Here is an 11,101-nt window from a genome sequence, read left to right on the forward strand (position 1 = left end):
AAGGCTTTGCCAGACGCAATGTTGAATCCCGAACTGCCCCGGTGTGGCGCGGCACGGCATTGACGGTCTGTGATGATCCAACACCGCGGCCCGGGCATATCGGCTGTCATGTTTGCGAGGAGAGAGGGGGCGGGAAGAGGATGCAGCAGGGACCTTGTAAAGGTCGTGGGTTTGACCGGCTTACGCGGTCCAACGCGCCAGAATTTCTTTGAGTTTCTGGCGGTTGTAGGGTTTCGGCAGGATGTCGTCCATCCCGGCCGCCAGGCACTCGTCGCGATCATCGTTCATCACGGCCGCCGTGAGTGCGACGATCACCGGACGCGGTCGGTGTGGCTGATCTTGGAGCGTTCCGCGGATCTCGCGCGTTGCCTGGAAGCCGTCTTTTACCGGCATGCGACAGTCCATCAGGATCAGGTCGTAGTCCTGTAGTGCGATCCGCTCGCAGGCCTGCTGGCCGTCCGTGGCCACGGATACGTGGTATCCAAGCTGACGCAGTGTATCTTCGGCTGCTTCGCGTACGTCGGCATCGTCGTCGACCAGAAGAATGCGGGTGTCATCCGGCGCGGTGATGGCCTGGGTGTGCGGGCGAGAGGGTGCCGGGGTGCTTGGCTCGCAATCGCCCGCGGGTTTCAGTGGCAGGTCGAAATGGAATGTGCTCCCGCGTCCCGGGGTGCTTTCGAACCCGAGGACACCCCCCATCGCTTTGACGAGGCCGTCCACGATTGCAAGCCCCAGCCCGGTTCCCTCCTTTGGCTTCTTGCGATTCTCGTATCCCTGGTAGAACGGCTCGAAAAGCCGTTCCCGATCGTTTTTGTGGATCCCTTCGCCGGTGTCACTGACATTGATATGCAGGCGTCCAGGGGTGTGGTCGTGCATGGTCCTTCCGGTCGCGGTCGCATTCAGCGAAATGGTTCCGTCGCGGGTGAACTTGAGCGCATTTATAAGCAGGTTCCAGAGGATTTGTCTGAGGCGCCGCTGATCGAGGCAGACAGAGTCCGGCAGTTCGGGGTCGATCTCGACCAAGAGCTGATTGCCTTTGTCACCGGCCATTGCCGCCATCTGGTCGACAAGCTCTCGCAGCAGGGTCGGCAAATCGGCGGGGGACTCCTGCAGCTCGATCGAACCGTTATCGATCGCACCGAGGTCGAGGAGATCGTTGACGATCTGGTTCAGATGGTTACTGGCGCGAAGAAGTGTTTCCACGCGCGCGCGCTGGTCGGCATCCAGCTGCGTATCCGCCAGGAGCTCCAGGGTCGTAAGCGCACTGGTCAGGGGTGTTCGGAGCTCATGGCTGACCACAGCAAGAAACCGCGATTTTGCGTAATTCGCCTTCTCGGCTTTTTGGGCCAGAGACAGCGCGGAGCGAGACTCCGCGAGCTGGAGTTCGAGCGCCTGTAATCGGGATTGTTGATCCAGACGAAGCTTCGCACTGGTGAACAGATTGCCGATGAGTCTCAGAAAGTTCTCGTCGGGCCGCTGTCCGCCATAGGCTGGCAAGCGCCAGTTAAGTGTCAAGAAACCCAGCGTCCCTTCTGCGCTGGCGAGCGGGATGGTGACATGTGATCGAATGCCGCGGTTGGCAAGGGCGGTGTAGGGTGAGTCCAGTCCGGATTCCGACGCGATGTGATCCGCATACCTGGGGCCGGTCGGGGCCTGATCCGTTGCCGGGATGATTACGGCGAATCGACGAGGGTGGCGTCGCTCGGTTCGCGAGCCGCCCGCCGATCTCAAGTGCACAGCGGGTGTGCAGACTGTGGGGTCGTCTGCGCTCAGACAGAGGGTGGCTTCATCCGCTTGCAGGGCGTCGGCCACCGCGGAAATGCTGTCTTCAAGAACGCCTTCCAGTGCGTATTCGTTCGCCCGGCCGAGTTCCAGCGACCAGCGAATCAGAAGGTGTTCCTGTACCTGGCGCCGGGCCAGTTGCTCGTTGTTCCGACAAGCCAGACACGCGTCACTCAGGCGCGTGGCGATGGTGCGAAAAGACTCCCAGAAGGATTCTGGCAGGGTTTGAGGCGAGTCACCGATGATGATGGCGCCGAACTCGGGCAGCTCGAACACGATGAACCTGCCGTCGCCATTCACTTTGAAAAAAGACGGTGGCTGCAGGGGTTCCGAAGGCTCGAAGTGATGCTGGATCTGGGGCGAACGGAGTACCGCACGCCACCGATTTTTGTGCTCCAGCCCGCGGGGCGTGGAATGGACCGGGGTCCATTGCACTGCGTCCGCCTGTGCTGAAGGGATGCGCTCGAGGACGATTGCACCCGAGATATTGACCGTGCGAACGAGTTTGATCAGCGCGTGGCCCAGCATCTCGCCCAGGTCAAGGCTGCGACCGACCGCGAGCGATATTTGCAATAAGGCATGCGCTTCGGTCTCGCGTTCAATCATCGTTTGCGACCTTCGCCGCTGCCAAACGCTGCGAGAAGTAACCGAGGGTGATGGTCTTGTTGAGAAACTCGGGAAAGCCGACGCCCGCGTACGCGAGTTCTCCACCCGTGATCGCTCCAAAGGCAGTGGGGTGGTCCGCGAGCATGTCCATCTCACGTGAATACTGTTCACCGAGGATCTGGGTCCGACTGATGCAGTCGAAAATCATCATCGTTCCAGGGGTGTCCGTGCAGGAGTCCTCGATATCCGATATCGCATCCTTCGCGGCGCACACCAGACTGTCGCCATCCCCGGTAAAAACCTGAACATAGGATCCCGTCGGGATCTCCGCGAGTACGCGCAACCCCCCGTGCTCGGTCGTTGCAATCGGGTCGCGTATGAGTGGCTCGCGGCCGAGGACGCAAAGCCCAAGGGGGTAATGTCCCGCGCGTTCGGCTATTTGGTCCGGCGAGATGCGGGTCCCGGCCTGGTCGGCGACCACGCGGCTGTAGGTCGGAAAAGCCGGGCTGGATTCGATGGTTTCGATGACGTCGCCTTGGGCGGCTGTTACCCGCAGGCTCGGTGAGATGGGGTAGAACCCGTGGCGGGTGGCTGTCGCGAGGCGGAGCCCCAGAGTGGCCGTAACGACCACGTGGCGATGGGTGCCGGTGTTGGTGTACACCGCGTTCTTGGCTCCGGCGGTGGGTATGCCGGCCGCCGCCCCGATGGCGTGAAGGTCGGCACCGTGTCGCTCGAAGTAGGTCTCGAGAAATGCATTGAGATGATTGGAATAGACGTCGGTCAGCAGGATCTGGGCGCCCGTTCCGGAGGCCTCGCCGATTGACGGATGCGGGGCCTGGTCGGCGTGTCGATCGGTTGTGCGCGATGCCGCGTTACCCAGTGGATAGAGCTCGACCCGCGGCGTGACAGGTAGCCGAACGACCAAGGCCCCGGTGTGGTGCACCGACGCCGACCATATCAATGCGGGAAAAGCGGCACCCAGGAGCGGGACCGGAAGGGATTGCAGCAGGTCATCCAAGTCCTCCGGCAGGTAGTCGTTACCTTGCGCGGTCATGATGAACAAACCCGCGGGGGGGGGCCTCCGAGGGCGATCCGGATCGTATCGCGCAGCGCGTCGAGGGTGTGGCCTTCGGTGGGAAAGGTGCTCAAGATGGCGGTCATGCCGGCATACCCGTTGGCTCCTGATCGCTGGTGTTCGGGTCACCATCGTTGACGATCGAGTGGCACGGCAGGGCGACGGTGATTCGCAGTCCCTGATCGGTATTCCGAAGATCCATCTGCCCCCCGAGGTCATGCACGACGCCGAAGGCCAGGGTAAGACCCAGACCCGTTGCGTGCGTCTCGCCTTTGGTCGTGTAGAAGGGTTCCAATACGTGCTCGAAGTGCTCTTCAGGGATGCCGCCGCCGTTATCCTCGACCTCCAGAATGAGCGTCCGTCGTTCGTCATCGACACACGTCCGGATGCGGATGGCACCCACGAAATAGTTGAGGTCATCGTCGTGGCGGCGCCGCTGGCGGGCGTCGATTGCATCCCGTGCGTTTGTCAGCAGGTTGGCCAGCGTCTGCTCGATATCGGTGCGTTTGGCGTCAACGATACCTCGCGGTTGCTGATGATCCACAACGATTTCGATTCCTCGGGCCTTGATCTGCTGGCCGATCAGGCGGAGCACGTGATCGACGATCGAATCGATCGCAACTTGACGTGCCTCACTCTTTTGACTGCGCCCGAATACGCGCATGTCGTTGATGATTGCGGCGGCGCGTTCCGCTTGTTGGGCAATGCGGTCAAGCCGGGCGCGCACATAGTCGAAGGTTTCGGCGGGCATCTCGGGAGAAAGCGATTCGCGCGCGTTGTCCGCCGCGAGCTGGATGACCTGTAACGGCTGGTTCAGCTCGTGCGCCATTCCCGTGGCCATCTCGCCCAGGGTGGCCATCTTGGCGTTCCTGACTAGTTGCTCCTGGGTGGCCTTGATCCGTGAAATGTCCACAGTCAGACCAATCACTTCGTCCTCGCCGTCTTCGAGATCATCCAGCCGCGAGGCCTCTTCGTAGACCCAGGTGTAGTGGCCCGTTGCGTCGCCCAGACGGTATTCGCAGGAGGCGTACCCGTCATGGTAGAGGCGGCCAATCATCGCGCGGGCCGCGGCCTGATCCCCGGGGTGGACCATTTCCAGCCAGCTGTCGGTGTAGGGAAAGTCGCTGTGCCCCGTGAGCCGGCGAGCGGAGGGGCTGACGAAGGTCAGGTCGATCGTACGCTCAGGGCCGAACCGGCCGGCCCAGATGATCACCGGGGCATTCCGTACCAGGCGAACCAAGCGCCGGGCATCACGCTGTGAGCGCTGAGTCGATCTCTGGATCTTGCGCGACATTCGCCGCAGGTAATGGTTCAGCAAATGCGTTTCCATGAATCGCGACGGAATCATTGGAATCAGCTGATTCCCATCGAGGCCCAGGACCGCGTCGATATGGGGCTGGATTTCCTGTCGGAATGCGCGCGTTATCCCAAGAATCAGAGCGAAGCCGACCGCAAGGATGGCTATCAGGATCGTCAACTGGGTCAGTAGCGAGTCGCGGTAGGACGCAACGGCCTCGGCCGGGGTCAAAGTCGCGGTGAGCAGGCTGCCCGGGATCACGGTCGAGGGCCGCGCCAGCCAGAGCGTCAATCCGGACCACTGGTGCATGGCGCTTTCGCTGGGGCGGTCGTCCGGCCATTGGTAGACGGGTTCCTGGCGGGTGACGATGCGGCTCCACAGACTCGAATCCCTTGAATCCAGGACTTCGGTGACCCCGTTGTTTCCGACGAGATAGACGCTTGTGCCGTCGCGTTTTCGAAGCGCGAACTCGGTGTTGTCCTTGACCGGGGGCGTCACGGTATTGCGCCGGAAGAAGTCGGCGGGCTCAGCGTGGGTGAAGCCGATCCGTTGTACATCGTCCTGGAACTCAAGGGTGCGCCAGACGATCAGTCGCGCTTCTGCGTCGGGACCTTCGGTATGCAGTCGGACGCCGGTGGGTGCTTCGTGGGCCCAGTTGCAGATAGCCTGTTCAAACAGCCTCTCGGAGGCTTGCTGCGAGCTTGGGGGGCGTGATGCGCCGGAGCCGTCATCGGCTGGGCAGAGCAGCGTTTGTGGTGTCGGGGCGCCGTGCGCACGGGCCGGATCGGTGGTCAGGGAGGACAGATCCGGGTTGGGCACGCTGGTAACACGGCGGTGCAAATCCGCGATCCCTCTCTGGGCGGCGGTTTGCACGTGGTGTTCGAGCATGTCAAGACCGTGCGCGAGGTTCTGATACAGGGTTTCCTGAACCGTTTGTCGCAGGTGATTCCCCTGAAGGACCGCGAGCAACGTGATGGGGATCACAAACAGGATGACCAGCACATTGATCAGGACGTGATGCATGGAATACACGGCGGGGCGCGCCTGACGGTCCACGCTGTGAGGGCTGCCAACGAACGCGAACACGAGCAAAGCCGCTATCGAGGCCGAGAGAATGCCGTTGATTGCCTGTTTGATCACGATCAGCGCGACCGAAATCAGGTCGAGCTGGATCAGCAGTGTATTCAGGACGAGCCAGATGGGTGTCCCTATAACAACCCAGAAGATTGCGACCCAGAAGGCAAGCGGGATCGCTGTATAGCGCCGGGCCAGTAGGCCGACGATCAATACCTCCAGCGAGATGACCATCGCGGGCCAGGGGACTCCCCAATGCCAATAGGTCGGGATGACACTGACGGCAACAACGAACAATGCCCAGGCTGGGCCGAGCAATAGCAAGGCGATATACGCGAATATCAGGCCGGGCAGCAGATCGAGACCGTAGCCAAGCGGAATGGGCAACCAGTTGATCAAGTGGCCCGCCAATGCCAGGCCAGCCGCGACTGTCAGGTGGTGGTATCGACTGATCCGGACGTCCGATTGCGCCATTAGTTGGTGTCCTTACGCAGACGCGGGTGAAGCTGCGCGCGCGCCGAGCAGCTTTGGGATAGAAACAGGGCGCGGCGACGCACCTGCCGGCATTTCGCCCGAGACAGCGGCATGGTGTTCTCGCGGGGCGGCCGAATCAACAGCGGGTGTCCGACAGAAACCATTCAGCGGTTTGTCGGGTAGGCACTCCCTTTTGCCCGGCCCTGCATTGCGCCACGAATCCCTGAAAAACCGGGAGACAGAACCAATGCCCGATTCGTGGGGTGCCGGGTCTCGGGACAACCGGGTTACCCAGTCGAGCTTGTGCATAATCAGTGTTTCCCTAAGCGCTCAGCTGCGTTCGATAGTGGGCAAGCGCCGCGTAGAACGCCTGGCGGATCCGGATCGAGCTCGCGGGTTTGTCCAGATAAAGTGTCGCACCCGCGCGCTCCGCAAACCGCTTCACTTCGGGGGATCCGCGTCCGGTCAGTACCACGACTGCAGGGGCCTGCCCGTACTCCGCTTTTAAAATGGGCTCTAGGACTTCGAGTCCATTCCCGTCGGGCAGGCACAGATCGAGGAAGATGACTCCGATGGACTCGATGTTTCGCAGCGACCAGCGACAATCTTCAAGCGATTCGGCCATCCAGCATGTTTGCCCCTCCTGCTTGAGCGTGATCGCAATCTCTTCACGAACCACCTCGTCGTCTTCCACAATAAGGCACCAGGGTTGTGTGGGATCGCTGCAATCCGATGTGATGGATTGGATGCGGCCCGTTTGCTCTGGCGACGAGGCTTCGTCCCACAGACTGTTCAGGAGCGCCAGTTCGTCCTGCGACGGGACCGGGTCGTGGGATGCACGGGACGATCCGTTGTTGATGGTGATGGTTCGCAGGCTTGCGATTTCGTCGCGTTCCAGCGGCAGGCTGGATGCGTCCTCGGCACTCATCGGTCGACCGAAGAGATACCCCTGCCCGACATTAAACCCGTCGCGGATGGCGAGCTCCAGGAGGGCGGAATCCCCGACCCCTTCCACGACCGTACGGATATTCCGCTGACGACAGAGGCGGGCAATATCGCCGAGAAGGTGATGGTTACGCCCTTCGTCCTCACCATGAAGCAGGAACCACGCATCAATCTTGACCTCGGTGAATGGCAGCTGGGCCAGGCGGTCCAGATTCGAGGCGCCGCTTCCGAAGTCGTCCAGGGACAGTTCAAAGCCGGAAATGCGGGCCTTGGATAGGCCCATACGCTGTTCGGGGGTCAGATTGAGGCGCGTTTCGGTCAACTCGAGTACAAGACGGTCGTGCGGAAATGCGCGGTCGCGGCACCAGCGAATCAGCTCTCCCGGGAAGCGGGGATCGGCGAAAATTTCCGCAGGCAGGTTGATACTCAGGCGGGTATTCGGGTCGCCGTGGTTCATACGTTCAAAGAGATCGAGTGACTGACATGCCATCGACTCGAAGATCCGCCAGGCGAAACGTTCGGAATCAAGATAGACCGCGAAGGCGGCCGGACCGACGGGTTCCGGGCGGTCCGGCGGGAAGTAGCGCGCCAGGGCCTCGAAACCGCTCAACGTCCCGTCCACGAGGTCATACTGAGGCTGAAAGAAAGGTACCACCCAGCCGTGTTCCAGTGCGCGCTCCATGGCATCCATGGACAAGGGCTCCATTGGCGGAGGCTCGACGTGTTCCGGAAGGGGACGCTGGGATACCGAGTCGAGCAGTTCCGCAAGCTGCTGCGTTCCGAGGGGTTTGGCCAGGTGTCCGGCAACTGGTAGCCGCGCTCGTCGCGCGACATCCTCGGCACTGATCAGGATATCGGGGTCCAGGCCGGACACGAAAGCGACCGGGGGTGGTAAGCGGGGCAGAGCCGCTACCCTTGGCAGCAGATCCAGGCCGTTTCCGTTCCCCAGGCGTAGATCGAGCAGCACAAGGTCGATTCGGGTCCGCTCTAGAATGAGGTTGGCCGAGGTGAGGTCATTCGCTACATAACCGTTGATCCCGAGCCGCCTGAGAGTGGCGATAATTTCCTCGGTGGTCTCCGTCGAGTCATCCACCACGAGCACGTGTTCGATCACTGGATTGTCTCCATCCGTATCTCCGGGGCCCTCGCAGGCTCGGGCCGTTCGCGAGGAGCGGGACCCGATGGCGAGCGATGTCGCCGACCCCGTCCAATAAAGCGGTTGCATCGGCACTGATGCAGGCGCGTCGTTTCCCCAGAGATATGCGACAGGGATATCCGATCTCGATCGGTGATCTGGGCTGCTTGTCGCCAGGGAAACACTGATTGATGTACACGCTCGCGGGCGAGTCCCGTTTGCGTGCGTCTATTACGCGGTTACGGCTGTCCGGTCATTCTGCACAGGGGGATCGCAACGCCATGCGTGTGCCCGTTTTTGGTCAATAACGAGCGAACGAGACCCTGCGTTCAGGGGGGCGCCCCAGGTTCCCCATCCTGCGTTGCGGCGTTTGACCGTAGAGTGACTACGCCGCTGCGCACCGCGCCTTGTCTCGGAAAAAATGGGGCACCAAGGCGGACGTGCGAATTAATCAGCGTCTCCCTAGGGTTCCGGCGCGAGCGTGTACACACAGCGTTTTTTTCCTTTATCCGCTTGGACCTGCTCGCAGTCTATCGTTGAACTGGCGCAAAGTACGATGGGGTATTTCCTGAATGGTTCCAATCTGGATGGAGTTGTGACTCGGCCGAGACCCTCACGGGAGTGGCGCTGGGACTCACGCTTCCAACCGCGTGGCCGAATTTTCGGGCTTCGTTCATTACCGCAGGCAGGGTTCTGGGTCTGCCCACCTGGCGGTGGTCAGATGCTGGGCATAGGCGCCACAACATACAGGCATATAGAACCCTTCCATTCTGAGAGCGATACTTCTGAAAGCGAGAGGAAAGCGTGGTTTTCTCGAGCGACGAGCTTCGATGACGCACAAGGGAGAATAGACTTGGACGTTGACAACCCAGACGGTGAAGCGCTCCGCAAGGTCATTTCGTCCGCAACCCGGCATCCCGAAGTCCTGGTCGTCGACGATGATGCGACGGTACTCGACGAGATCCTCGCCACCCTTGGTTCGGACGGGATCGAGTGTATCGGGGCGGAGAATGGTCGCCAGGCACTCTCGTTCCTGCGGGGATATCCGTCGCTGCTGACGGTGCTTGTGGATCTCCGAATGCCGGAAATGGATGGGTTCGCCCTGATGCATGCGATACGGGATTCCATTTCGCCGCACGCGGCGCCGGCGATCGTATGCGTCAGCGGTCATCTCGATATGGACGCGACGGTATCGGCCATGCGACATGGGGCACGGGATTGTCTGACAAAGCCCGTATCGAGGACTGACCTGCTGAACGGTGTGCATGCGGCGGTAGCGAGTGCCCGACAATCCAGGCAGCGGGAGGGGGAGCATGATGTGATGCGTTCGCTTCTGAGCGACCTGCAGTCGAAGGTGTCCCAGGTCGCCATGCGGATCGGCATGCCCCGCGGCGGCCCCGGACCTCATGAGCGCGAGGATGCTGCCGTGGGCCAGAGGGCCCCGGGGGATCCCGTCGAGGCATCCTCACTTCTGGATCAGGTCCGTCGGTTGATCGCCGAGCGCGAACGGAGGCGGGAGTGCTTCCCTGGCAGTCTTTTGTCGGATCCCGCATGGGATATGCTGCTGGATCTTGTGCAGAACCAGTTGTCGGGACACCTGACCTACGTATCCAGCCTGGCGGTCGGCGCGCGGGTCCCCTTGTCGACCACGTCGCGGTATCTAGACATGCTCGAAAAGGAGGAGCTTGTGGAACGTTTCCAGGATCCTATGGACAAGCGCCGGGTCCGGGTGAATCTGACGGACTCGGGCTGGAATCGCATGCATGAGTACCTCGATGGACTCGTCTGAAGGACGGGTAGGGACGGGCACCGAATTTGGCTGCTCTGGGCTCTTTATTGCATGAATGCGACTTTCCTCGCCCTGCCGGGGGCAACCCACTGAGCCATGGGGGATCGGCACACTAAGGAAACACTTAACAGTGTTTCCTTGACGATCCATACAAGATGATTGTTGCAGTGTGGAACGATCGCGGAAGGGATTCTTGTTGTCGTGCGGGGTTGTGGCGCCTAGCATTGAATTCAGCTCTCGCGAATGGGAACCCTGCTCTGGCGTGGACGTGGCTACCAGCCTCCGTCCGGATCCTCCAAGTTCCCGTGAAAGCAAGGCTGCGGCTCTATCCCCCTGTAGTCGTAGCCCTGTGATCGTTCGCGAGGGCTTTTTTGTTCTTGGCCCGTAGTCGCGATTCCCCAAAAAGACTCGTTCGTCGCAAGGGCTTCCCACGCGGCGCTCCTTTGGTTTTCCCGTGTACACAGAGCGGTCTCCTATCAGGAGTGCGCGACACATAAGGGAAACGTCGATCTAATCACACGTCCGCTGCGGGGTGCGGGACCGTCCCCCCGCGTCGAGAGAGCCTCGAACCGGGCGATGGTTGCACTCTTGGCGTGTGCAAACGTGGCGGATTCGGGACGGGTTCTACCCCGTTTCGGCGGACGGTTTGGAAAGGGCTGAAAACTTCAGATCCTGAATGGCGATGCGGCGCCGCATCCTTGGATTGTGGAACCGCTCAATGTAGCCAAACAGATCGGCCCGTGCTTCGTCTCGTGTCCGGTAGCGCCGATGGTGTACGCGTTCGCGCTTTAGGACGCCGAAGAAGCCCTCGCAAGCCGCATTGTCACCGCAGTGGCCAACGCTGCTCATGCTGCACAGCAGCGTATTCCGCCTCAGGAAGCGCTGATAGTCACCGCTCGTAAATTGGCACCCACGATCTGAATG

Annotated in this window: 6 protein-coding genes; 1 reads left to right on the forward strand and 5 read right to left on the reverse strand. The window is 61.1% G+C overall.

Translation table 11 applies throughout. The annotated features are described in order from the left end of the window. Positions 1–180 precede the first annotated feature (180 nt). The 4 genes from D573_RS0113115 to D573_RS0113130 form a co-directional block, all read right to left on the reverse strand. On the reverse strand, positions 181–2,388 hold the full coding sequence (locus D573_RS0113115) for an ATP-binding protein (protein WP_018939077.1): 2,208 nt from the start codon (positions 2,386–2,388) through the stop codon (positions 181–183). After that, positions 2,381–3,442: an FIST signal transduction protein gene (locus D573_RS0113120; protein ID WP_231367876.1), complete on the reverse strand. Its 1,062-nt coding sequence runs from the start codon at positions 3,440–3,442 to the stop codon at positions 2,381–2,383. Before D573_RS0113120 ends, D573_RS0113115 begins: the two co-directional genes overlap by 8 nt. Before the next feature lie 103 nt (positions 3,443–3,545). Further along, positions 3,546–6,308 carry an ATP-binding protein gene (locus D573_RS0113125; protein WP_018939079.1) on the reverse strand — a complete coding sequence of 921 codons (2,763 nt, stop codon included), beginning with the start codon at positions 6,306–6,308 and terminating at the stop codon, positions 3,546–3,548. 322 nt (positions 6,309–6,630) lie between these two features. Beyond that, complete coding sequence (locus D573_RS0113130) at positions 6,631–8,367, reverse strand: EAL domain-containing protein (RefSeq protein ID WP_018939080.1); 1,737 nt, start codon at positions 8,365–8,367, stop codon at positions 6,631–6,633. An 874-nt stretch (positions 8,368–9,241) separates the two neighbouring features. Between D573_RS0113130 and D573_RS0113135 the strand changes: the two genes are divergently transcribed. Continuing rightward, the gene (locus D573_RS0113135) at positions 9,242–10,177 is read left to right on the forward strand and encodes a response regulator (RefSeq protein WP_018939081.1); all 936 of its coding nucleotides are present in this window, start codon (positions 9,242–9,244) and stop codon (positions 10,175–10,177) included. A 624-nt stretch (positions 10,178–10,801) separates the two neighbouring features. On the opposite strand, the gene D573_RS14485 is transcribed toward D573_RS0113135, so the two are convergent. Further along, on the reverse strand, positions 10,802–11,101 hold a 300-nt coding region (locus D573_RS14485; RefSeq protein WP_155985502.1), incomplete at its 5' end, for an IS3 family transposase.

Origin of the sequence: Thioalkalivibrio sp. AKL9 (assembly GCF_000377825.1) — a bacterium.
Taxonomy (GTDB): Bacteria; Pseudomonadota; Gammaproteobacteria; order Ectothiorhodospirales; family Ectothiorhodospiraceae; genus Thioalkalivibrio; species Thioalkalivibrio versutus.

Bases quoted from the DNA above. Each gene is read 5' to 3' on its own strand.
- D573_RS0113115 (WP_018939077.1), bottom strand. From the start codon at position 2,388: ATGATTGAACGCGAGACCGAAGCGCATGCCTTATTGCAAATATCGCTC.
- D573_RS0113120 (WP_231367876.1), bottom strand. From the start codon at position 3,442: ATGACCGCGCAAGGTAACGACTACCTGCCGGAGGACTTGGATGACCTG.
- D573_RS0113125 (WP_018939079.1), bottom strand. From the start codon at position 6,308: ATGGCGCAATCGGACGTCCGGATCAGTCGATACCACCACCTGACAGTC.